Annotated in this window: 22 protein-coding genes and 1 pseudogene; 15 read left to right on the top strand and 8 right to left on the bottom strand. The window is 74.7% G+C overall.

The annotated features are described in order from the left end of the window. From AWW66_RS34595 to AWW66_RS24425, 4 genes and pseudogenes are all read left to right on the top strand, one after another. A pseudogene (locus tag AWW66_RS34595) lies at positions 1-704 on the top strand (class I SAM-dependent methyltransferase); the annotation flags it as partial. Then, positions 701-1,432, top strand: a complete 732-nt coding sequence (locus AWW66_RS24435; RefSeq protein WP_067370919.1) for a cytidylyltransferase domain-containing protein — start codon at positions 701-703, stop codon at positions 1,430-1,432. The pseudogene AWW66_RS34595 and the gene AWW66_RS24435, both read left to right, overlap by 4 nt. Then, complete coding sequence (locus tag AWW66_RS24430; RefSeq protein WP_067370922.1) at positions 1,429-2,484, top strand: PseG/SpsG family protein; 1,056 nt, start codon at positions 1,429-1,431, stop codon at positions 2,482-2,484. Before AWW66_RS24435 ends, AWW66_RS24430 begins: the two co-directional genes overlap by 4 nt. 43 nt (positions 2,485-2,527) lie before the next feature. After that, positions 2,528-3,160: an alpha-ketoglutarate-dependent dioxygenase AlkB gene (locus AWW66_RS24425; protein WP_067370916.1), complete on the top strand. Its 633-nt coding sequence runs from the start codon at positions 2,528-2,530 to the stop codon at positions 3,158-3,160. 22 nt (positions 3,161-3,182) lie between these two features. Here the strand turns inward: AWW66_RS24425 and AWW66_RS24420 are convergent, their stop codons facing one another. Further along, positions 3,183-3,977, bottom strand: a complete 795-nt coding sequence (locus AWW66_RS24420; RefSeq protein ID WP_067370914.1) for an SDR family NAD(P)-dependent oxidoreductase — start codon at positions 3,975-3,977, stop codon at positions 3,183-3,185. Positions 3,978-4,052: 75 nt separating this feature from the next. Between AWW66_RS24420 and AWW66_RS24415 the strand changes: the two genes are divergently transcribed. Beyond that, the gene (locus AWW66_RS24415; RefSeq protein WP_083978871.1) at positions 4,053-4,559 is read left to right on the top strand and encodes a winged helix-turn-helix transcriptional regulator; all 507 of its coding nucleotides are present in this window, start codon (positions 4,053-4,055) and stop codon (positions 4,557-4,559) included. Positions 4,560-4,640: 81 nt separating this feature from the next. Next, entirely contained in the window at positions 4,641-5,960 is a 1,320-nt protein-coding gene (locus tag AWW66_RS24410) for a uracil-xanthine permease family protein (protein WP_067370912.1), read from the top strand. A 165-nt stretch (positions 5,961-6,125) separates the two neighbouring features. Here AWW66_RS24410 and AWW66_RS24405 read toward each other — a convergent pair whose 3' ends face one another. Further along, the gene (locus AWW66_RS24405; RefSeq protein WP_067370910.1) at positions 6,126-8,615 is read right to left on the bottom strand and encodes a DNA gyrase/topoisomerase IV subunit A; all 2,490 of its coding nucleotides are present in this window, start codon (positions 8,613-8,615) and stop codon (positions 6,126-6,128) included. A 47-nt stretch (positions 8,616-8,662) separates the two neighbouring features. Then, on the bottom strand, positions 8,663-10,720 hold the full coding sequence (locus tag AWW66_RS24400; protein ID WP_067370908.1) for a DNA gyrase/topoisomerase IV subunit B: 2,058 nt from the start codon (positions 10,718-10,720) through the stop codon (positions 8,663-8,665). A gap of 290 nt (positions 10,721-11,010) precedes the next feature. On the opposite strand from AWW66_RS24400, the gene AWW66_RS24395 reads away from it, so the two are divergent. After that, positions 11,011-12,267, top strand: a complete 1,257-nt coding sequence (locus tag AWW66_RS24395) for an SGNH/GDSL hydrolase family protein (protein WP_067370906.1) — start codon at positions 11,011-11,013, stop codon at positions 12,265-12,267. 47 nt (positions 12,268-12,314) lie between these two features. Here the strand turns inward: AWW66_RS24395 and AWW66_RS24390 are convergent, their stop codons facing one another. Beyond that, positions 12,315-12,779 (bottom strand): RrF2 family transcriptional regulator, encoded by a 465-nt coding sequence (locus AWW66_RS24390; protein WP_067370904.1) that lies wholly within the window; start codon positions 12,777-12,779, stop codon positions 12,315-12,317. A gap of 317 nt (positions 12,780-13,096) precedes the next feature. On the opposite strand from AWW66_RS24390, the gene AWW66_RS24385 reads away from it, so the two are divergent. The 5 genes from AWW66_RS24385 to AWW66_RS24365 all read left to right on the top strand — a co-directional run bounded on the left by AWW66_RS24385 (position 13,097) and on the right by AWW66_RS24365 (position 16,380). Continuing rightward, positions 13,097-13,954 carry an alpha/beta hydrolase family protein gene (locus AWW66_RS24385; protein ID WP_067370902.1) on the top strand — a complete coding sequence of 286 codons (858 nt, stop codon included), beginning with the start codon at positions 13,097-13,099 and terminating at the stop codon, positions 13,952-13,954. Between the two features lie 106 nt (positions 13,955-14,060). Continuing rightward, the gene (locus AWW66_RS24380) at positions 14,061-14,708 is read left to right on the top strand and encodes a hypothetical protein (RefSeq protein ID WP_067370900.1); all 648 of its coding nucleotides are present in this window, start codon (positions 14,061-14,063) and stop codon (positions 14,706-14,708) included. A gap of 209 nt (positions 14,709-14,917) precedes the next feature. Beyond that, entirely contained in the window at positions 14,918-15,304 is a 387-nt protein-coding gene (locus AWW66_RS24375; RefSeq protein ID WP_067370899.1) for a hypothetical protein, read from the top strand. Between the two features lie 139 nt (positions 15,305-15,443). Continuing rightward, positions 15,444-15,674 (top strand): hypothetical protein, encoded by a 231-nt coding sequence (locus AWW66_RS24370; RefSeq protein ID WP_157527830.1) that lies wholly within the window; start codon positions 15,444-15,446, stop codon positions 15,672-15,674. 25 nt (positions 15,675-15,699) lie between these two features. Further along, complete coding sequence (locus AWW66_RS24365; RefSeq protein WP_245648467.1) at positions 15,700-16,380, top strand: Pr6Pr family membrane protein; 681 nt, start codon at positions 15,700-15,702, stop codon at positions 16,378-16,380. A 45-nt stretch (positions 16,381-16,425) separates the two neighbouring features. Here AWW66_RS24365 and AWW66_RS24360 read toward each other — a convergent pair whose 3' ends face one another. Further along, positions 16,426-18,480, bottom strand: a complete 2,055-nt coding sequence (locus AWW66_RS24360; RefSeq protein WP_067370895.1) for an amylo-alpha-1,6-glucosidase — start codon at positions 18,478-18,480, stop codon at positions 16,426-16,428. Next, positions 18,477-18,854, bottom strand: a complete 378-nt coding sequence (locus AWW66_RS24355) for an SCP2 sterol-binding domain-containing protein (RefSeq protein ID WP_067370892.1) — start codon at positions 18,852-18,854, stop codon at positions 18,477-18,479. Before AWW66_RS24355 ends, AWW66_RS24360 begins: the two co-directional genes overlap by 4 nt. A 169-nt stretch (positions 18,855-19,023) precedes the next feature. On the opposite strand from AWW66_RS24355, the gene AWW66_RS24350 reads away from it, so the two are divergent. Next, positions 19,024-20,067 carry an NAD(P)-dependent alcohol dehydrogenase gene (locus AWW66_RS24350; protein WP_067370890.1) on the top strand — a complete coding sequence of 348 codons (1,044 nt, stop codon included), beginning with the start codon at positions 19,024-19,026 and terminating at the stop codon, positions 20,065-20,067. Positions 20,068-20,134: 67 nt separating this feature from the next. On the opposite strand, the gene AWW66_RS24345 is transcribed toward AWW66_RS24350, so the two are convergent. Then, positions 20,135-20,644, bottom strand: a complete 510-nt coding sequence (locus tag AWW66_RS24345) for a mycothiol transferase (RefSeq protein ID WP_067370888.1) — start codon at positions 20,642-20,644, stop codon at positions 20,135-20,137. Between the two features lie 112 nt (positions 20,645-20,756). Between AWW66_RS24345 and AWW66_RS24340 the strand changes: the two genes are divergently transcribed. After that, complete coding sequence (locus AWW66_RS24340) at positions 20,757-21,272, top strand: 2'-5' RNA ligase family protein (protein ID WP_067370921.1); 516 nt, start codon at positions 20,757-20,759, stop codon at positions 21,270-21,272. Here the strand turns inward: AWW66_RS24340 and AWW66_RS24335 are convergent. Beyond that, positions 21,232-22,437: a sensor histidine kinase gene (locus AWW66_RS24335; RefSeq protein WP_157527827.1), complete on the bottom strand. Its 1,206-nt coding sequence runs from the start codon at positions 22,435-22,437 to the stop codon at positions 21,232-21,234. The genes AWW66_RS24340 and AWW66_RS24335 overlap by 41 nt on opposite strands. 44 nt (positions 22,438-22,481) lie before the next feature. On the opposite strand from AWW66_RS24335, the gene AWW66_RS24330 reads away from it, so the two are divergent. Further along, positions 22,482-22,804, top strand: a 323-nt coding sequence (locus tag AWW66_RS24330) for a response regulator (RefSeq protein WP_157527825.1), incomplete at its 3' end; no start/stop codon positions are given.

Here is a 22,804-nt window from a genome sequence, read left to right as displayed (position 1 = left end):
CCGGGTACGCGGACTGGCTGGCGGGGCAGAGTGTCGACGGCCGGCTGGCCGGGGCGGCGGCGGTGACCGGCGTGGACAACGTGGTCTGCCCGGCCGACGGCGGGTACGCCGTCCTCGACCCGAGTTGGCAGGCGACCCCGCCGCTGGCGACGCCGGTGGTGCTGGCCCGGTCCCTGTGGCGGTTCGCGGCCGACCTGCTCACCGGCGGGTACGCCCACCCGTGGACGTCGACGCTGGACGTGGCCGGCCTGACCGTGGTCCTCGGCGGGCTGGCCGGCCGGGACCTCGACCGGCCGACCGTGGCCCGCGCGGTCGAGGTGGAGGCGGCGGTGACCGCCGCACGGCGCGGGCTGGACGCCGCCGGACGCGACGACCTCGCCGCCGGACTGCGCGCGGTGGAGCCCACCGCGCCCCCGGCGGGGACACCGAACCAGCAGCAGCTGCACGAGGCGTGGCGACGCCGGGGCGAGGAGCTGGACCGGCTGACCGCGCTGCTGGCCTGGACGCAGGACCTGCTCGACCACCGGGAACGGGCGCTGCGCCGGGCCGAGGCGAAGCTCGACCTGCTCAGCGGCACGATCGGCTACCGGGTGGGCCGGATGGCGATCACCCCGCTGCGGATGGCCCGGCGCGGGGCCGGCGCCGCGAAACGACAGGTCCGCACGGCGGTACGGCAACACAAGGCCAACAAGGAGAAGTCATGAACCGCATCGTCGGGGTCGTGCAGGCCCGGATGGGCTCGACCCGGCTGCCCGGGAAGGTGCTCCGGCCGCTGGCCGGGCGCAGTGTCCTCGGCCGGGTGGTCCGCGCCGCCACCGACAGCGGCGTTCTCGCCGACCTGGTGGTCGCCACCAGCACCGACGCCGTCGACGACGAGGTGGTGACCGAGTGCCGGCGGCTGGCCGTGCCCTGCCACCGGGGGCCGGTGGACGACGTGCTCGGCCGGTTCGTGGGGGCGTTGGAGCGGCACCCCGAGGACGCGGTGATGCGGTTCACCGCCGACTGCCCGCTGCTCGACCCGGAGATCATCACCACGGTCGCCCGGGTCTACCAGGCGGTGCCGGGGCTGGACTACGTCAGCACCTCGATCGCCCGGACCCTGCCCCGGGGGCTGGACGTGGAGATCATCCGGGCGGACGCGCTGCGCACCCTGGACCGGATCGCCACCGACCACCACCGGGTGCACGTCACCTCGTACGCGTACACCCATCCGGAGCTGTTCCGGGTGCTCGGGCTGACCCTCACCCCGGACCGGTCCGACCTGCGGCTCACCCTCGACACCGAGCAGGACTGGGCGCTGGTGCGGGCGGTCGTCGACCACTTCGGCGACGTGACCGTCCCGCTGGCCAAGCTCGCCGACTGGCTCGCCGGGCAGCCCGCGCTACGCTCCCTCAACGCCGACGTGCGGCAGAAGCGGTTGGAGGAGTCCTGAGCACGGTACGAGTCGGGGTGCGTTGCGACGCCGGGCCGGTCCGGGGCGTGGGGCACCTGGTCCGCTGCCTCGCCCTGGCCGAGGAGTTCCTGGCCCGGGGGCACCGGGTGGAGTTCTTCGGCACCGTCGAGCAGGTCGGCTGGGCGGCCCGTCAACTCGCCGACCGGGGCATCCCGCTGCACCCGGGGCCGGAGCGCCCCGACGACCTGGTCGCCACGGCCCGCCGGCACCGGCTCGACGTGCTGGTGCTCGACTCGTACGAGCTGGACCCGGCCGGGGCGGGGGCGCTGCGCGCGGCGGGCGTGGTGACCCTCGCCGTCGTCGACGGGGACACCCGGGGGCAGGACGCCGACGTGTACCTGGACCAGAACCTGGGCGCGACGTACGGGCCGCTGCCCGGCCGGCTGCTCGCCGGGACGGCGTACCCGCTGCTGCGGGACCGGGTGCTGGCCACCCGGCCGGCGGTGCCCCGGCCGGCGACGCCGGTCGCCCGGCCCCGGGTGCTCGCCTTCTTCGGCGGCACCGACGCCTTCGGGGCGGCGCCGGTGCTGGCCCGGGTGCTGCTGGCCACCGGCGCGCCGATGGCGCTGACCGTGGTGGTCGGCCGGGCCGACGTCGGGGCCGAGCTGGCCGCGCTCACCCCGGGGCCGGGCCAGACGCTGCGCCCGGTCGGCCCCACCGACGAGCTGCCGGCCCTGATCACCGCCGCCGACCTGGTGGTCAGCGCGGCCGGCACCTCCACCTGGGAGCTGTGCTGCCTGGGCGCGCCGGCCGCGCTGGTCTGCGTGGTCGACAACCAGCGCGAGTCGTACCGCCGGGTGGTGGCCGAGGGGATCGTGGCCGGGCTGGGCGAGCTGCCCGCGCTGGCCGCCGCCGGGCCGCCCGGGGACACCGCCCGCGCCGACGCGGTACGGACGCTACGGGACCTGCTCGACTCCCCCGACCGCCGGGCCGCGCTCGCCGCCCGGGGCTGGTCGACGGTGGACGGCCGGGGCCGGGCCCGGGTCGCCGACGCCGTCCTCGCCCTGGTCAAGGCCGGCGTGCCGGGCTGACCACCCTCGCACACCTGTACGAAGCAGCCGGTAGGCTGGCGGCATGTCCGGTGCCGCCTACCAGCCGTCGATGCTCGACCTCGCCGCCGACGGGCCCGGCCTCGGCCCGCTGACCGGGCTGCGCCGGCGCCCGCTGAGCCGGGGCGCGTGGGTCGACCACCTGCCCGGCTGGGTGCACGGCTCCGACGCGGTCCTCGACACCCTGCTCAGTGAGGTGCCGTGGCGGGCCGAGCGGCGCACCATGTACGACACCGAGGTCGACGTCCCCCGCCTGCTCTGCTGGTACGCCGGGCACCGGCCGCTGCCCCACCCGGTGCTCACCGCCGCCCGGGAGGCGCTGACCGCGCACTACGCGCCGGAGCTGGGCGAGCCGTTCGTCACCGCCGGGATGTGCCTGTACCGCGACGGGCGGGACAGCGTGGCCTGGCACGGGGACACCCACGGCCGTTCCGCGCACACCGACACCATGGTCGCCATCGTCTCGTTCGGCTCGCCCCGCCCGCTGCTGCTGCGCCCGCGCGGCGGCGGGGCCGGCCTGCGCTTCCCGCTCGGCCACGGCGACCTGGTGGTGATGGGCGGCTCCTGCCAACGCACCTGGGAGCACGCCATCCCGAAGACGACCCGCCCGGTCGGCCCCCGGGTCAGCGTCCAGTTCCGCCCGACCGGTGTGGCCTGACGGGCCGGCCGGCGCGAAAGCCTCAGGTGAGCAGCTCTTCCGTGAGGTCCATCAACCGCTCGGCGTCCCGGGGGTCGAGCGTGGGGAAACTGAGCGGAAGTCGCTTGTCGCGGTCGACGGCGGTCAGCGGCGCGGCCGGTGGCGCGTCCAGGAACCGGTGGATCGGCGCCACCGCGTCCGCGACGGGTCTGGCCGCCACCGACACCGCCGCCAGCAGCCCCCGGAGCACCAGCGGAAGGGGGCCACGGTCGCCGCTCCTGGTGAACCCGGGATGATAGAGCACGTATCGGGCGCGACTGCCGGACCGCTGGGCGAAGCCCACGCCGAGCAGGTCGTTGGCCCGACCGGCCTGCAACTGCGCGGCGACCATGGAGTAGCCCGCAGCCAGTTGCGGGTCGGCCCACCGCACGCCGCCCTTGGTGACCCCGACGCCGGCGACGTTCACGATCACCGGTGCGGCAGCCCGGTCCAGGGCCGGACGCAGGCCGAAGCTGAGCAGATGGCGACTGAGGTAGTAGAGCGCGAACGTGCGCTCCAGACCCTCGCCGGTCACGGTGCGCCGCGGCGCCACGGCATTGGCGAACAGCGCCAGCGCGTCCACGACCTGGTGCTCGGTGAGGATGTGCGCGATGACCTGCCGGGTCTCGGCCATGCTGGAGAGATCGACGGGCAGGAAGTCGATCCCGCTGCCGGCCAGCGCCTCGCCGCGTTCGCGGTTGCGGCCGAGCACCAGGACCCGGTCGCCACGGTCGGCCCGCCCGAGGGCCAACGCGCGTCCCATCCCGTTCGTGCCCCCGCTGACCACCACGACGCCCATGTCGCCTCCGTTACCGTTCTCGACTGACGTGTTCATCCTGGGCAGCCGGCCGGAACAGCGAAAGAAGGCACTTTCATGACCACAGGGAACACCGGTGTGCGTGCCTCGCTGGGCAGCCACCGGTTGCCGGACCCCGTGCCGAGCGGCGAGTACGAGCGCTGTCCGGTCACCGACGTGCTGCGGCGGGTGAGCGACAAGTGGACGCTGCTGCTCGTCACCCTGCTCGGCCGGCGTCCGTACCGGTTCAACGAGTTGCATCGGGCGGTGGAGGGCATCAGCCCGCGTATGCTCACCCGGACGCTGCGGACGTTGGAGCACGACGGCCTGGTCGAGCGTGAGGTGTTCCCGACGGTGCCGCCAAGCGTCGAGTACCGGCTGACGCCGCTCGGCGTCAGCCTGCTGGAGCCGCTCAGCGCGCTGGCGGACTGGGCGATCGACCACCACGCCGAGATCGCCTCGACACGTCGGCGGCCCACCCGGGACGCCTCGCCGCCGCTGGGCCCCTCACCTGACCCCGATCGGCGGCCCCGGGCCAGCGGGCCGGTTCCACCCCGGCCCGGAGCCGGTGCCGGCCGGCCCTGAAACATCGACGACTCGGCGCTCTGCTAGAAACGACGTCCAGGGTCGTTCACGCCCCGTCACCTGCGAGGCGAAGGACCATCCATGACCCACACCCCTACCGAGTCGCGCTCCCGCTGGCGCCCCTGGACCCTGCACGGCGACGGGCGGACCGTCCGTCCCGGCGACGTGGTGCACCCGGGTGAACGGCTCTCCTGGCCCCGCACGGTCGGCATCGGCGTGCAGCACGTGGTGGCCATGTTCGGCGCCACCTTCACGGTGCCGCTGATCACCGGCTTCCCGCCGGCCACCACGCTGTTCTTCTCCGGGCTCGGCACCCTGCTGTTCCTGCTGATCACCGGGAACCGGCTGCCGTCGTACCTCGGCTCGTCGTTCGCCTTCATCGCGCCGGTGCTGGCCGCGAAGGCCGGCGGGGACATCGGCCCGGCGCTCGGCGGCATCGTCGTCGCCGGTGCGGCGCTCGCCCTGGTCGGGGTGGTGGTGCAGGTCGCGGGTACCCGGTGGATCGACGTGCTGATGCCGCCGGTGGTCACCGGGGCGATCGTCATGCTGATCGGGCTGAACCTCGCCCCGGTGGCCTGGGACGGCGACGGCAGCGGCACCGGGGTCAAGGCGCAGCCGCTGATCGCGCTGGTCACCCTGGCCGCGATCCTGCTCGCCACGGTGGTCTTCCGGGGCTTCCTGTCCCGGCTGTCCATCCTGGTCGGGGTGGTGGTCGGCTGGCTCTTCGCCGCCGCCGTGGGCGGCCTCGACCCGGCCGCGCTGACCGGCCTGCGGGAGGCCGCCTGGGTCGGGATGCCGCAGTTCCACACCCCCAGCTTCAGCCTGCACGCCGTGGTGCTGGTGATCCCGGTGATCCTGGTGCTGATCGCGGAGAACGCCGGCCACGTCAAGGCGGTCGCCGCGATGACCGGCCGCAGCCTGGACAAGGACATGGGGCGGGCCTTCCTCGGCGACGGCCTGGCCACCGTCCTCGCCGGCTCCGGGGGCGGCTCCGGCACCACCACGTACGCGGAGAACATCGGCGTGATGGCGGCGACCCGGGTCTACTCGACGGCCGCGTACTGGGTGGCCGGGCTGACGGCGGTGCTGCTCGGGCTGAGCCCGAAGTTCGGCGCGCTGATCCTCACCGTGCCGGCCGGCGTGCTCGGCGGCGCGACCACCGCCCTGTACGGCCTGATCGCCATCCTCGGCGCCCGGATCTGGATCGAGAACCGCGTCGACTTCCACGACCCGGTCAACCTGCTGACCGCCGCCGTCGCGGTGATCATCGGCGCGGCGAACTACACCCTCACCGCCGGCGACCTCTCCTTCAACGGCATCGCCCTGGGCACCGCCGCCGCCCTCCTGATCTACCACACCATGCGCACCATCACCCACCTCCGCACCCCCACCACCCCCTAACCCCCTGCCCTCTTCCCCGCCCTCCCGCCCCCCCGCTCACCCCGTTGATCATGGACTTGGCGGCACATTCGATCTCCCCCACTGCCGCTAACTCCATGATCAACGGGTCGAGGGGGTGGGGGAGGAGCGCGGGGGGTGGGGGGGGTGGGGGGTGGGGGGTGGGGGTTAGTCGCGGTCTAGGTGGTGGCCGAGGACGGTGGGGCCGAGCATGACGGCGAAGCCGGAGCCGTCGCGGCGGGGGTCGGCGGGGGGCAGGTCGACCGGGTCGCCGGTGGCGGTGGCGCCGAGCGGGCGGGCACCGACCCAGGCCGCCGTCAGGTCCACCTCGCCCTTGAGGAAGCGCTGCGCGCGCACCCCGCCGGTCGCCCGGCCCTTCGCCGGGTACGCGGCGAAGGGCGTGACCTTGACGGTGGCGCCGGTGGAGGTGACCACCATCGGCTCCCCGTGCGCCGGGTCGTCGGTACGGACCGCGCCGAAGAACACGACCCGGGCGCCGGCCGGCAGGCTGACCCCGGCCATCCCGCCGCCCTTGAGCCCCTGCGGCCGGACCACGGTCGCGGCGAACCGCAGCAGGGACGCCTCGGAGGTGATGAAGGTGAGGCTCTCCGCGCCGTCGGTGAGCCAGGTCGCCCCGACCACCTCGTCGCCCTCGCGCAGCCCGATCACCTCGAACTCGTCCGAGCGGACCGGCCAGTCGGGGGCGCAGACCTTCACCACGCCCTGACGGGTGCCCAGGGCGAGCCCCGGCGAGCCCTCGGCGGCCGGCCCGACCGGGGCCAGCCCGACGACCGTCTCCCCGGCCTCCAGCGGCACCAGTTCGGCGGCGGCCATCCCGCCACGCAGCGACACCGTCCCGGGCTGCTCCGGCAGCACCGGCAACGGCAGTACGTCGATCTTGAAAGCCCGGCCGGCGCTGGTGACCAGCAGCACCCGACCCCGGGCGGTGGAGTGCACCACCGCGCGGACGGTGTCGTGCTTGACCCGGCCGCTGCTGCGCCGCCCCTCGGCGGCCTCCTCCGACTCCGCGGCGGTCCGGGCGACCAGGCCGGTCGCCGACAGGATCACCTGGCAGGGGTCGTCGGCGACCTCCAGCGGGCCGGCCGGCACCGAGGCGGCCAGCACCTCCTTGAGGTCCCCGTCGACCAGGGTGGTGCGGCGGGGGGTGGCGGACTGCTTCGCCACCGCGGCCAGTTCGTCGGAGACGAGCTTCCTCAGCACCTTCTCGTCGTCGAGGATGGCGGACAGCTCGGCGATCTCCCGGCGCAGCTTCTCCTGCTCGGCCTCCAGCTCCAACCGGTCGTACTTGGTCAGCCGGCGCAGCGGGGTATCCAGGATGTAGGTCGCCTGGATCTCGGAGAGTCGGAACCGGCGCATCAGGCCGTCCTTGGCGTCCTGCGCGTCCTCGGCGGCCCGGATCAGCCTGACCACCTTGTCGATGTCGAGCAGGGCGACCAGCAGGCCGTCGACCAGGTGCAGCCGCTCCTCGCGCTTGCGGCGGCGGTGCGCGGTACGCCGGGTGACCACGTCGTACCGGTGGGCCAGGAAGACCTCCAGCAGCGACTTCAGCCCGAGGGTACGGGGCTGGCCGTCGACCAGGACCAGGTTGTTGACGCCGAAGGACTGCTCCAGCGGGGTGAGCCGGTACAGGTCGGCCAGCAGCGCCTGCGGGTTGACCCCGACCTTGCACTCGATGACCAGCCGGGTGCCGTTCTCCCGGTCGGTGAGGTCCTTGACGTCGGCGATGCCGGTGAGCCGCTTGGTCTTGTTCACCTCGTTGGTGATCGCGGTGATCACCTTCTCGGCGCCCACCCCGTACGGCAGCTCGACGACGGTGATCGCCTGGCGGCCCCGGCTGCCCTCCACCGGGCCGATCTCCACCTTGCCGCGCATCCGGACCACGCCGCGCCCGGACTCGTACGCCCGGCGCACCTCGTCGAGGCCGAGCAGCAGGCCACCGGTGGGCAGGTCGGGGCCGGGGACGAACTCCATCAGCTTGTCGAGGGTGGCGTCCGGGTGCCGGATCAGCCAGCGGGCCGCCGCGACCACCTCGCCGAGGTTGTGCGGGATCATGTTGGTGGCCATCCCGACCGCGATCCCGGACGCCCCGTTGACCAGCAGGTTCGGGAAGGCTGCCGGCAGCACGGTCGGCTGGGTCAGCGAGCCGTCGTAGTTCGGCTCGACGTCGACGGTCTCCTCGCCCAGCTCGCCGACGAGCAGCATCGCCTCCCGCGACATCCGGGACTCGGTGTACCGCGCGGCGGCCGGCCCGTCGTCCGGGCTGCCGAAGTTGCCGTGCCCGTCGATGAGCGGGACGTTCAGCGAGAAGTCCTGGGCGAGCCGGACCATCGCGTCGTAGATGGCCGCGTCGCCGTGCGGGTGGTAGCGCCCCATCACGTCGCCGACCACCCGGGCCGACTTCACGTACGGGCGGTCGGGGCGGAACCCGGACTCGTGCATCGAGTAGAGGATCCGCCGGTGCACCGGCTTGAGCCCGTCCCGGGCGTCCGGCAGCGCGCGGGAGTGGATCACCGAGAAGGCGTACTCCAGGTAGGAGTCGGAGACCTCGGTGACCAGCGGGTTGTCGAAGACCCGCGCGCCGGCCTGGTCGAAGGCGGCCAGGTCGGCCCGCGCGCGGTTGTCCTTGCGGCGTGCCATCGTTCAGTTCTCTCCTAGGCGGGCGGCGGGGACGGGGCCGGGGGCGCTCACGCGTCAATCGCCTCCCGGTCGACCCGGTCGGCGGAGTCGATCAGCCAGTTGCGGCGCGGCTCGACCTTCTCCCCCATCAGCAGTTCGAGGATCCGCTCGGCGGCCTCGACGTCGTCGAGGGTGATCCGGCGGACCGCCCGGGTGGCCGGGTTCATCGTGGTCTCCCACAACTCGTCGGCGTTCATCTCGCCGAGGCCCTTGAACCGGGGCACCGGGGTGACGATCTGCTTGCCGGCCTTCTCCAGCCGGCGGACCGTAGCCTCCATCTCGGCCTGGGTGTAGGTGTAGACGGTCTGCGGGTTGCGCCCCTTCGTGGTGATCTTGTGCAGCGGGGGCATCGCGGCGTAGAGCCGGCCCGCCTCGATCAACGGGCGCATGTAGCGGGCGAAGAGGGTGATCAGCAGGGTCCGGATGTGCGCGCCGTCGACGTCCGCGTCCGCCATGATCAGGACGCGGCCGTACCGCAGCGCGGAGAGGTCGAAGGTACGCCCGGAGCCGGCCCCGAGCACCTGCACGATCGCGGCGCACTCGGCGTTGTCCAGCACCTGCTGGAGGTTCGCCTTCTGCACGTTGAGGATCTTGCCCCGGATGGGGAGCAGGGCCTGGTACTCGGCGACCCGGGCCATCCGACTGGAGCCCAGCGCGCTGTCCCCCTCGACGATGAACAACTCGCTGCGCTCGACCCCGGTGGAGCGGCAGTCGACCAGCTTCGGCGGCATCGACGCGCCCTCCAGGGCGGTCTTGCGCCGGGCGGCGTCCTTCTGCTGCTTCTGGGTGAGCCGGACCCGGGCCGCGTCGACGATCTTCTGGAGCACCGTCCGGGCCTCGGCCTTGGTCCGGCGGTCCTCCAGCCACGCCTTCACGTGCTGCTCGACCAGGGTCTGGATGACCTTGGTGATGCCGGCGGTGGAGAGCTCGTCCTTGGTCTGCGAGGTGAACTGCGGCTCGGGGAGCCGGACGTGCACCACCGCGGTCATGCCCTCCAGGACGTCGTCCAGGGTGGGCGGGTCCTCCTTGGCCTTGAGCAGCCCCCGGGTCGCGCGGACGGCGTCGGCCAGGGTGCGGACCAGGGCCCGCTCGAAGCCCTTGCGGTGGGTGCCCCCGTGGGCGTTGCGGATGGTGTTGGTGAAGCACTCGACGGTGCGCTCGTACCCGGTGCCCCAGCGCAGCGCCACCTCGACCTCGGCCCGGCGCTGCACGTTGGCCTGCATGACGCCGTTGGCGTCGGCGGCGTTCTCCCGGTAGGTGCCCTCCCCGGTGACCAGCAGGGTGCCGGAGACCGGCCGGTCGCCCGCCGGGGCCAGGAACTCCACCATGTCGGTGAGGCCGGCCGGGAAGTGGAAGCTCTCCTCGACCGGCTCCTCACCGGTCTCGTCGCGCAGCGTGTAGCCCACCCCGGGGACGAGGAAGGCGGTGTTGCGCAGCTTCATCCGGACCGCGTCGACGTCCAGCGCCGCGCCGGTCTCGAAGTACCGGGCGTCGTGCCAGTACCGGATCGAGGTGCCGGTCGGGGTGCCGCGCTTCATCGCCCCGACGACCTGGAGGCCGGGGCCGGGGGTGAACGGGGCGTCCGGGCCGTCGCCGTCGAAGACGCCGGGGACGCCGTGCCGGAACGACATCGCGTGGATCTTGCCGCCACGCCGGACCGTCACGTCGAAGCGCCGGGACAGCGCGTTGACCGCCGACGCGCCCACCCCGTGCAGGCCGCCGGAGGTCTTGTACCCGGAGCCGCCGAACTTGCCGCCGGCGTGCAGCCGGGTGAGCACCAGCTCCACGCCGGAGATGCCCGACTTGGCGTGCACGTCGGTGGGGATGCCCCGGCCGTCGTCGTCGACCTGCACCGACCCGTCGGCGTGCAGGGTCACCTCGACCCGGGTGGCGTGCCCGGCGACCCCCTCGTCGGTGGAGTTGTCCAGGATCTCGTTGACGAGGTGGCCCACACCACGGCTGTCGGTCGAGCCGATGTACATACCGGGGCGCTTGCGGACGGCGTCCAGCCCCTCCAGGTGGGTCAGGTCGTCGGCCCCGTACAGGGCCTCAGGCTGTGCGGTCAACTGGTCGTACTCCTGGTCTCGGCGGTGCTGGCGGCCCGCCTCTCCGCAAGATCCTCAGCGGCGCGCCGCAGCGAGCCTAGCCCGACACGCCGACAGGCTGGCGACACCCCGCTCGGCCGACCGGCCGGAACACCGGGCGGGCACGCTCCCACGGGCGCCGGCGCCGGCCTGCAATTACCCCGGAATGCGGTCACCCCGGACGGGTCCGGACGTTGACGCACGTCACACGATCGTGATCTGATCGGCCACCTGGAGAAACTTTCATATTTCCATGGATGGATGGGGTGCCCATGGTCAGGATCCGTCGCGCCGCCCTCGGGGCGGCCCTCAGCGTCGCCGTCGCGGCGCTGTCGACCACCGTCGCGCTCTCGACCCCGGCGGCTGCCGCCCTGCCCACCGCGGCCGTGGCGCTCGGGGACAGCTTCGTCAGCGGCGAGGGCGCCGGGGCGTACACCCCGGTGACCGACGCCACCGGGACGGCCCAGGGCTTCCCCGGCTGGACCGCGCCGAACAGCAACGCGTACTTCTGCCACCGGTCGGCCAACGCCTCGCTGCACCGGGCCGCCCTGCCCGGCATCCAGGACCGGTTCAACCTGGCCTGCTCCGGCGGGCAGCCGCACGACATCGCCAACGCCAGCTCGACGCGGGCCAAGGGGCGGCAGGTGGCGGCGCAGCTCGACCAGTTGCGGGCGGTCGGGCGCACCCACGACATCGACCTGGTCCTGATCGGCCTCGGCTCCAACAACAGCTCGTTCACCTTCGGCAACGTCGCGGAGAAGTGCGCCAACCGGTTCATCGCCGACGCCTGGACCGGCTGGTGGGAGTTCTGGGCGTACCTGGGCGGCCCGGTGGAGCAGAAGCCGTGCAGCGACGCCGACCTGGCCACCGCCGCGCAGGTCGGCGCGGCCACCGCGGAGACCACCACGGCGGTCCGGCAGATCCTCGCCACGCTCGCCGAAATCGACGCCGACGGGCAGCACCGGGTGGTCCTGCAGGACTACACCAACCCGCTCCCGTTCGACCTGGAGCCGGGCTACCACTCCGAGGACAGCCGGGACGACACCCGGGACAAGTTCCGCGCGCTCGGCGCCGAGCGGTACGCGGCCGGCTGCCCGATCCACCGGGCCAGCCTGCTGCCCGGACACCGCTTCTCCCAGGGGCTGGGCACCCTGGTCGGCTCGGTCCGGAGCACCCTGGCCGCCGAGTTCCCGGGCACCGACCTGGTCTACCTCAACGTGCAGCGGGCCTTCGACGGCGCCCGGCTCTGCGAGTCGGCGGGCAGCCCGACCGGGGCGCTGGCCACCCCGATCCGGCTCCAGGACAGCCCCAACGGCACCGTGGTGACCAGCCTCGCCGGCAAGGACAAGATCGCCATCCAGCGGATCGCGAACACCTGCGTCACGTACTTCCAGACCTGCCAGGAGTCCTGGCACCCGAACGCCGCCGGTCACCAGGTGCTCGGCCAGTGTCTCAGCGGCGCCGCCGCCACCACGGCCCGCACGGTGGCCTGCGTCCGCGCCACGAACGGCACGGTCACCGTCGGCTGACCGCCCGGCCACGGGGAGGCCCGCCCCGGCGGGCCTCCCCCGCCGGCTCACGGGGCCAGGCTGGTCACCGCCGGGCCGCCGGCCGGCGGCGGCACGCTCAGGGTACGCAGCAGGGCACCGGAGGCGCCCTTGATCAGGTCGGCGATCCGGACGTCGTCGAGCACCCCGATGAACGCCTCGTGCGCCCGGCGCAGCTCGACCCGGAGCTGACAGTTCGGCAGCACGGGGCAGGCGGGCCGGTGGCAGTCGACCACCCCGTCGTCGCCCTCGAACGCCCGCACGATCTCGCCGACGGTGAACTCGTCGGCCCCCTCGGCGATGGCCACCCCGCCGGAGCGCCCCCGGATGGTGACCAGCACGCCCAACCGGCTCAGCCGCTGCACCACCTTGGCGACGTGACTACGCGGCAGCACCAGCGACATCGCCAACTCGTCGACCGTCGATCGCTCTTGCGACGCCGCAGCGATCATGGCGATACGCAGCGCCATGTCGGTCGCCCGGTTGATTTTCACGAGGGGGACTCTAGCCAAGAGGAAAGTGTTTGAACACTGACCCACCGTGGGCCTCGCACCGGCAGTGACCTGGACCGCCAGTGACGAAATGGGGAATCCGGGATTCCTGTCCACAGAGGATCGGGAGCCGTCCGCAATAAAGAAGACTTACCGGATCGCAATTTGGCCCGCCGCCGGGCGTGCTCCAAAAAGGAGTCCGGAATGGCGTCGCCGCCACCCGATGGCACCCGCTCCCGGCGGCCGGGTCGGCAGCCGCCCCCGGCAGCCCCGGCCCGAGCGGGCCGCACCGCCGGACTACCGGCCGGTAACCTGAGCGGGTGAGCGAGGAGTACGTCCAGGAGTTCGTCGACGTCGACGGGGCCCGGCTCGGGCTACAGGTCTACCCGGAGCCCACCGGGGTCCCCGACGCGCCGGTCGTGGTGATCTGCCCGGCGATGGGGGTCCGGGCCCGCTACTACCGGCCGTTCGCCGCCGCGCTGCGCGCCGCCGGCCTCGCCGTCGTCGTGGCCGACCTGCGGGGCACCGGCGCCAGCACCCCCGCGCCGAGCCGCACCTGCCGGTACGGGTACGCCGAACTCGTCGCCGACGTCGGTGCCGTGCTCGCCGCGCTCAAGCCCCGGCTGGACGGGCGTACCCGGGTGCTGCTCGGGCACTCCCTCGGCGGTCAGGCCGCCCTGCTGCACCTGGCCCTGCACGACGGCGCGGCGGCCGACGGGCTCGCCCTGGTCGCCTGCGGCGTGCCCTGGTGGCGTCGCTACGCCGGGCTGTTCGGGTTCGGGGTCCTGCCGTACACCCAGGGGATCGCGGCCACCGCCGCGCTGCTGCGGGTCTGGCCCGGGTGGGGCTTCGGGGGCCGGCAGGCGCGGGGGGTGATCCGCGACTGGGCGTACACCGCCCGCACCGGCCGGTTCCCCCGCCTCGACGGGGTGGACACCGAGGCGGCCCTGCGCACGGTCGACCTGCCGGTGCTGGCGGTCAGCGTGGACGACGACCGGCACACCCCGCAGGCCACGCTGGACCACCTCTGCGGCAAGCTCACCGGCGCCGCCGTGACCCGCGAGCGCTACACCGCGGCGCAGGCCGGCGCCCGGATGGACCACTTCACCTGGGTACGCTCCGCCGGTCCGCTGGCCGCCCGGATCGCCGCCTTCGCCACGTCCCTGCCCCGGCGGTAGCCGAGCCGGCGCTCTCCCGTCCCTGCGGCGACCTGTCAGCCGTGCGGTGAATGGTCCGCCGGACGACGGGTATGCCGCACCGCCCGATACGGCGGAAGGGGATCAGATGTCGGACACGCACACCGCGCTGCGCTCGATGCACGATCTGGGTCTGGCGGCCTGGTTCGGCGGCTCCCTGATGGGAGCGCTCGGAGTCAACGGCGCGGCCACCCGGATCAACGACTCGACCCAGCGGCTGCCGGTGGCCTCGGCCGGCTGGGCCCGGTGGACCCCGGTCAACGCGGCGGCGATCGGCGCGCACCTGGCCGGCGCGGCCGGTGAGTTGGTCACCGAGAGCCCACGAGTGCTCGCCCAGTCCGGGGTGGGACGGATGAGCGCGGTGAAGACGGCGCTCACGGTGAGCGCGCTCGCCGTGACCGGGTACAGCCGGCTGCTCGGGATGCGCCTGCAACGGGCGGGCAGCCCTCCGGTGGACGGGATCACCGAGCCCAACCACGAAACGCCCCAGCAGGTGGCCGCCGCGCAGCGGCAGATGCGGATGCTCCAGTGGGCGATCCCGGCGCTCACCGGGGCGTTGATCGTGGTCACTGCCTACATGGGTGAGCAGCAGAAACCGGGCCAGGTGCTGCGCGGCATCCTCGGCCGGGCCGGCGGGATGATGCCCGGCGGCGGTGGCATGCGGGGCGCCGGGGGCCTGGGGATGCTGGCCGCGCGGGGCGCCGGCAAGCGCCGGGCCGCGATGTCCTCGCGCTGACCGGGGCCGACCCGACGGTTCCCGATCGGTCCGGCGCCGACGCGCCGGGCCGGTCGGGCCAACGGGCCGCCCGCCGCCGGGCGGCCACCGCCCACCCCGAACCCGTTGACCAGGTACGCCGGCCGTCGCTCGCCCCCGGTGCGCGGCGGCCCGCCGCGCACCGGGGCGGTGCGGTCCGCACCCGGCGCAGACACGTCGAGGAGATGCCCGTGACGAGCAGGGATGACGCCGGCGAGGGGCGTGGACCGCAGTCGCCCGACCCTTACGGGACGTCCGACGGTTTCGACGCCGACCCCCCGTGGGGCGCCGGGGAGAACAACCCGATGGGTGAGGGCAGCGAGGAGACCGCCGTCCCACCGGGCCGGTGGGGCGAACGCCGGGCGGCGGAGCCGGCCGGGTCGGACCACCCGGCCGGCCGGCACGGCTTCGGCCCGGTGCCGTCGCCCCCGCCACCGGCGGCCGGACCGGGCGCGCCGCCGGACCCGGCGCCCGGCCGACGCCCCTTCCCCGACGACAGCGCCGAGGGGGACCTGGCGGACAACGCGCTGGAGGAGGCGACCGGGATGCACCCGGAGGGCGTGTCCCGCGACGAGTGACGCCTGTCCCGCCGGCGTCCGGGCGCGGCGACCGGATCCTGTCGGAGGATGCGCCCCGGGCCGCCGGGCCGACCCGTGCTCGGTGGTCCCGACCCTAGGATGTGACACCCGCCGCCGCGACGGCGCTGAGTCGGACGAGATGACTGCACACCGGTTGGACCGGGCGGCCCTCGACCGCCTCCTCGACGGTCCCGACGACGGCGCACCCGGCGTCCCCGAGGCCCTCGCCGGTCTCCTCGCCGCGCTGCGCGCCGGCCCGCGCCCCGCAGAGGTGCGCGGGGAGGGCGCGGCGGTGCTGGCGTACCAGGCGGCGCTGGTTGGTGCGCTGCGGACGCTGCCGACCGGTCGCCGCGCGCTGCTGGGCTGGTGACCGATCAGGCTGGTAGCTTGCCCGGATGAGTCCACGGCGCCGACGAGCGTCGATCGTCTTCCGGTCGGCGATCGTGCTCGGCGTGCTCGCCGGGATCGCGCTGACCGTGGCCGGGCCGGCGACGCTCACCGGGCTGCTGCCGTACTTCACCATCCAGAGCACCGTCGCGGTCGGGCTCTTCGCCGGTCACGCCGCCTGGCGGGCCTGGCGCGGGCGGGCCGAGCCGCCGTCGGTGCTCAAGGGCGCGGTCACCCTGTACGTCACCATCACCGGCGTCGTCTACCACCTGGTGCTGGCGAACCCGGCCAGCCCGTTCGCCATGCCCCAGCCCGAGCGGGGCCTGGTCGAGGCGCTGGGCAACCAGTTCCTGCACACCGTCGTGCCGGTGCTGGCGGTGGCCGACTGGGCGCTGTTCGACCCACGGGGCCGGCTGCGCGCCCGGTACGCCGTCTGGTGGCTGGCGTTCCCGCTGGCGTACCTCGGCGGCGTCCTGCTCCGGGGGCTGGTGACGCAGACGTACCCGTACCCGTTCGTCGACGCCGGGCGGCTCGGGTACGCCGGAGTGACGGTCAGCGCGGTGGCCTTCGCCGTCGCCTTCTGGCTGCTCGGTCTCCTCTTCGTCGGTGTCGACCGGGCGCTGGCCCGGCGGCGGCCGGCACCGCTGCCCGAGCTGTCCCGCCCGGACCCGCTGGCGGCCCGCAAGTAGCCCGGCCCGGAGGGCGGCCGGTGCGGGTGCCGGCCGCAGCGCGGTTCACCGGATGCGGGCGGGGTGGCGGGCCCGGTCCCGGCCGTACGCGTCGGAGTGTCCCCACCGGCCGGGGACGTCGAGCAGTTCGATCCGGCCGAGCCCCGGCGGCAGGGCCGAGTCGACCAGCAGGTTCTCCCCGCAGGGGTCGAGGCCGAGCACCGTGGTCAGCGTCATCAACAGGCTGCCCGCCGCCCAGGCCTGCGGGTACCCGCCGCTGGGCAGCTGCACCGGGTACTTGGTGACCGACCGGTCGTAGCCGGCGATCACCTCGGGCATCCGGCCGTCGAGCCGCAGCGCCACGTCGAACAGGCCGGTGGCGAGCCGGCCGGCCGCCTCGTCCAGGCCGTAGCGGCGCAGCCCGGCGGCGATGAGCGCGGTGTCCCACAGCCACACCGAGCCGAGGTGGGTGCCGACCGGGTTGTACCGCTGCTGCCCGGCGCCCAGCGTCCGCACCCCCCACCCGGACCACAACTGCGGCCCGAGCAGGTGCTCGGCGACCCGCGCGGCGCGCTCGGGCGGCACGATGCCGCTCCACAGCAGGTGTCCCATGTTCGACGCCAGCGCGTCGACGGGGGTGCCGTCGGGCTCCACGGCCAGGGCGTAGTACTCCCGGTCGGCCAGCCAGAAGTCCCGGTTGAACCGCTCCCGCAGCGCCGCCGCCCGCGCCTGCAACCCGTCGGCGTACGCCGGGTCGCCCCAGCACTGCCGGGCCAGCCGGGCGCCCCGCCGCAGCGCGTCGTACGCGTAGCCCTGCAACTCGCAGGTGGCGCGGGGGAACGCGGGCTCCCGGCCGTCGGCGTACGTGATCGCGTTCGGGCTGTCCTTCCAGCACTGGTTGACCGTGCCGTTGCGCAGGTTGCGGCGCTGGTACCGCAGGTATCCGTCACCGAGCAGGTCGCCGTACTCACCGATCCAGTCCAGCGCCATCCGGGCCGGGTGCCGCAGCTCGCGCACCAGGTCCTCGTCGCCGGACCAGCGCTCGTACTCGTCGAGCAGGATCACGAACAGCGGCGTGGTGTCGGCGGCCCCGAAGTACAGCGCGGTGGGCTCCTCGCCGAAGGCGGCCGACTCGCCGTACCGGAACACCGAGACGATCTTGCCGGGCTCCTCGTCGTGGTCGTCGTCGAGCCGCCCGCCCTGCCCGAGGGCGAGCATCCGCAGCGTCGCCGGGGTCAGCTCCGGGGCGTACGGCAGGGACTGGAGGCAGGCGACCATCGCGTCCCGCCCGTACAGCCCCATCGACCAGGGCAGCCCCGCCACCGGCACCCGCCCGGCGTACGCCAGCGGCGTGTACCGCAACGCGGCCAGGTCGACCAGGCAGCGCCGGTACGCCCCGCCGAGGGCGCTGTTCTCGGCCACCAGCGTCGGCGCCCGGTCCAGCCAGTCGGCCAGGTCCTGCTGCATGGCCTGGCGTACCCGCTGCTGGTGGGCGGTGATGCCGGCGCGCAGGTCCCGGCCGCCGGCCCCCCGGATCACCATGTCGACGTGCAGGTCGGCGGCCCAGGTCCCGGCCGGCTCCACGGTCACCCGGAAGGTCAGGCCGTGCTCGTCGATCTGCGCCGGGACGGTGGTCGTGACGACCGTCTCCCGGACGAACCGGTCCCGTTCGTAGCGCAGGCGCAGTTCGCCCTCGCCGGTACGGGCGCTGATCCGGGCGGCCCGCCGGGCCGGCCGGGCGATCTCGGCGGTGTCGGCGAAGTCCGTGTCGACCTCGATCCGGATGGTGTACTCCGCCGGTCGCGACGAGTGGTTGAAGACGGTGATCCGCTCGTGGAAACTGTCGTCGATCGACCGGTGTCGCAGCACCGAGACGTCGGCGTCGACGTAGTGGCTCGCCGTCCCGGGCACCAGCAGGAACCGGGTCTCGAAGTACGCCACGTCGACCCGGGAGAGCGCGTTGAGCCGGTGCCCGTCCACGGTGAGCACCCAGTGGGACAGGAACCGCGTGTCGTACGCGAAGAGTCCGGTGGGGGTGCGCGGGTCCGGCTCCATGTCGCCCTGGGCGTCGCCGATGGCGAACACGTTGCCGGCCAGCACCTGGGTCCGTTCGGCCCTCACCGGCGCAGCCCCTCCCGCGCCGCGTCCCGTGGGTGGCGGGCCCCGGCCGGCCCGGGGAAGAGCCGGCGCAGCAGCATCATCAGTCGCAGGTCGCCCCGGGCGGTGAGCGCGTTGCGCAGGAACGCCGCCGACAGGTGCAGCTCACCGGCGGCGATCTGGTCGAGGACGGCCCGCTCCGCGCCGATGACCAGGTCGGCCTCGGCCACCGAGCGGGTCACCTCGACCCGCTGGTCGGCGATGGTGAGGTACCAGTGCTGGGTGTGCTCGCCGGTGTGCAGGTCCAGCCGGATCGTGCCGCAGGTGGTCTCCGGCAGGTCGGCATGGCGGCCGGGGACGGACTGGCACAACTGTTCCTCGACCGTGGTCGTGGCCATCGTTCCCCTCCCCGCGCGGTGGCGGCGTCGGAGCACCGCCGCGGGGCCAGGATGCCCGGCGGCCGGGTGAGCCGCGCTCACCCGCACCGGGTGAAACCGGTCGGCCGGTTTGCCGGCCGGCTGACGGGGGAGCCTCCACCGGACCCGACGATGACGGGAGGCGTCCCAGATGCGCGCGCTGCGGTTGCTGGAGTGGAAGTCCGAGCCCCTGCTGACAGAGGTCGACGAGCCGACGCCCGGTCCGGGTCAGGTGGTGGTCCGCATCGGCGGGGCCGGGGCCTGCCACTCCGACCTGCACCTGATGGACGAGTTCGAGGCCGGGGTGGTGCCCTGGAACCCGCCGTTCACCCTCGGCCACGAGAACGCCGGGTGGGTGCACGCCCTCGGCGCCGGGGTGACCGGGCTGGAGGTGGGGCAGCCGGTCGCGGTCTACGGCCCGTGGGGATGCGGGGTCTGCGCCCGCTGCCGGCTCGGCATCGACCCGTACTGCGAGAACCCGGCCGACGCCCCGGTGCCGGGCGGCGGTGGCGGGCTGGGGCTCGACGGCGGGATGGCCGAGTACGAGCTGGTGCCGGACGCCCGGCACATCGTGCCGTTGCCGGACGGGCTCGACCCGGTGCAGGCCGCCCCGCTGACCGACGCGGGCCTCACCCCGTACCACGCGATCCGGCGGTCCTGGCCGAAACTGCCGCCGGGCAGTTGGGCGGTGGTGATCGGGGTCGGCGGGCTCGGGCACGTCGGCGTGCAGATCCTGAAGGCCACCACGGCGGCCCGGGTGATCGCGGTGGACACCCGACCGGAGGCGCTGCGGCTGGCCGAGGAGTACGGCGCGGACCTGACCCTGCTCTCCGGCGCGGAGACCGCCGACGAGATCCGGCGGATCACCGGGCGGGGCGCCGACGTGGTGCTCGACTTCGTCGGCGCGGACCCGACGCTGCGGCTCGGCGCGGCGGTCGCCCGCACGGTCGGTGACCTGACCATCGTCGGGATCGCCGGCGGCACCCTGCCGGTGTCGTACTTCTCGGTGCCGTACGAAGTGAGCATCCAGACCACGTACTGGGGCAGCCGCCCGGAGCTGATCGAGGTGCTCGACCTCGGCGCCCGGGGCCTGGTCCGGCCGAAGGTCACCACGTTCGCCCTGGACGACGCGAACACCGCGTACCAGCGGCTGCGCGAGGGCAGCCTGGAGGGCCGGGCGGTCGTCGTCCCGTGATCGGTGTGCCCGCCCCGCGCGGGGCGGGCACACCGATCACCGGCGGCGTGGCGGGCCGCGCGCCCGGTCAGCGGCGCGGCAGCAGGCCGCGCAGGTAGCCGGCCTGACCGGCGTGCTGGAGACCGTCGTCGGCCACGCTGACCAGCCGGACCCCGAGGGTGACCGGCGGGTCCCAGGCCGGGTCGACCACCCGGTCCAGCTCCGCCGGCCGCAGCCCGGCCAGGAACGCCCGGGTCCGCCCCCACACCGCCTCGTGGTACCCGACCAGGGTCTGCGGGCTCTCCGGGCGGACCCCGGCGACCTGCTCCGGCGTGTGGTCGTAGCCGGTGTCGTCGGGGTCGGCGGGCAGCCCGAAGCGGCCCGCCCAGTCGCCGGTGACCCAGAGCTGCGGCTCGCCGAGCAGGTCGGCCACGTGGTGGTCCTGGATCCGGGTCAGGTGCCAGACCAGCCAGCCCACCGGGTTCGCCCCCACCGCCGGGGCCCACCGCAGCTCGTCGGCGGTGAGCCCGGCGACCGCCGAGCGGACCAGGTCGGGCAGGCGGCCGTAGGTCTCGATGAGCAGGTCGTTGACGTCCACGCCGGTTCACTCCCCTGGGTCCGCGTCTGGGCTCCAAGTACCGCCGGGGCCGACCGGCAAACCTCCGGCGCTAGGATTGATCACCGCGCCTCCGGCGCTAGGATTGATCATCGTGGTCGCGGCGCTGGAGCTGTACCTGGACACCGACGCCACCCGGCGCATCCGGCGGCTGTGGGACGCCCTGGAGTCCGAGGGGGTGCAGAGCATGCGGTCGCTGCTGGCACAGCGGCACCGCCCGCACGTCTCCCTCGCGGTCGCGCCCCGACTCGACCCGGCGCAGGTCGCCGCCGCGCTGGACGGGCTGGTGGTGGCCGCCCCGCTGCGGCTGGACTTCCAGTACGCCGGCCAGTTCGTCGGCCGGGTGCTGTGGCTCGGCGCGGCACCGACGAGCGCGTTGCTGGCCCACCACGAACGGGTCCACGACCGGCTCGCCACCGCCGGGGTGCCGGTCGCCGAGCACTACCGGCCGGGCCGGTGGGTGCCGCACTGCACGCTCTCCATGCGGGTACCGAACCGGCTGCTCACCCCCGCCGTGCGGCGCTGCCTGGAGGTGCTGCCGCTGACCGCCGCCGTGACCGGCGCGGCGGTCACCGACCACGCCCGGGACATCTGCCACCCCCTGCCGTGACCGGCTCCCCGGCGGCCGACGCCGGGACGGTGGCCGTGACCTGCCAGCGACCCGGCGCCACCGGCCCCCACCGCAGGTCGCCCCCGCGCGCGGCCAGGTCGGCGGCGAGGCTGCGCAGCCCGTACCCGGATCCGGTCGGCGCGGTGGGCGGGGCCGGACCGGCGGCGGCCGGCCGCTCGCTGCGCACCGACAGCCGGATCCGGTTTCCGTCCCGGTCGACGTCGACGGTGACCCGGGTACCCGGCCCGTCGTGCCGCAGCGCGTTGGTGGCGGCCTCGGCGACCAGCCGGTACGCCACCGCGCGCAGCGGCTCGGGCAGGTCGGCGAGCGCCCGCGGCGGCGTACCGTCGATCCGCAGCCCGGCCTCGCCGAGGTCGCGCAACCGGGCGGCCAGGTCGGCCGGGGCCCGGGGGCCGGCCGGATGTTCCAGGGCGGCGACGGCGTGCCGGATCTCGGTCAGCGCGCTCCGGCCGGCGCCCAGGACCCGCTCCACCCGGTCCCGCCCGGCCGGGTCGAGGTCCCCGGTCACCCGCAGCGCCTCGGTCTGCACGACCATCACGGTGATGCTGTGCGCGAGGGTGTCGTGCAGGTGCCGGGCCAGCCGTTCGCGCTGCCGCGCCGCCGCGCGTTCCTCCCGGGCGAGCCGCCGCTCCAGCCGCAGCCCGGTGGCCTCCGCCGCCAGCGCGGCCCGCCGCCGCGCCTGGTGGCCGCGCTCGACGCCGGACAGCCAGGCCACGGCGACGACCACCAGGGCGAGCAGGCCCCCCTGGGTCACCCCGTACCGGGGGAGGCTGGTGGCGGCGAGCGCGACCGAGACCACGCCGCACAACCCCCACCGGACCACCGCCCGGGGATGCCCGGCGGCGGTGTGCAGGGCGAGCAGGGCCGGCAGGTAGCCGACGGTACGCGGCATCCCGGCCAGCACGTGCCAGCCGGCCGCCGAGGCCACCACCACGAGGACGGTCACCGGCGCCCGCCGGCGCAGCAGCAGCGGCCCGATCTGCGCGGCGGCGAGCACCACCGTCAGGGCCGGCGGCGGCTGTCCCGCCCCCGGGGCGACCACCCCGCTGACCAGGAACAGCCCCACCAGCAGCGTCTGGAGGGCGAGGTCCACCGCGAGGTGCCCGTGCCGGCGTACCCGCTGGACCACGTCTCGTCCGGTCACCCGGTCACCTCCCGCCCGACCACCCCGCCGGTACCATCTGCCCGGTGGTGCGGCTTGTCATCGTGGACGACCAGGCGCTGGTCCGGGAAGGGCTGTCGCTGATCCTCGACGCCCACCCCGACCTCACGGTGGTCGCCGCGCTGCCCGACGGCCCGGCGCTGCTCGACTTCGTCGCCGAGCGGCCCGAGGCGGTCGACGTGATCCTGCTCGACCTGTACCTGCCCGGTGCCGACGGGGTCCGGGTGCTGGGCCGGTTGCGCCAACGCTTCCCCGACCTGCCCGCGCGGGTGGTCATGCTGACCACCATCGGCCGGGCCACCGAGATCCGGGCCGCCCTCGCCGCCGGGGCGGACGGCTTCGTCCTGAA

The sequence above is a fragment of the Micromonospora rosaria genome, assembly GCF_001567585.1.
Taxonomy (GTDB): domain Bacteria; phylum Actinomycetota; class Actinomycetes; order Mycobacteriales; family Micromonosporaceae; genus Micromonospora; species Micromonospora rosaria.
Note: the sequence above shows the minus strand (reverse complement) of the source record. Positions and strands in the feature narration are given on the sequence as shown.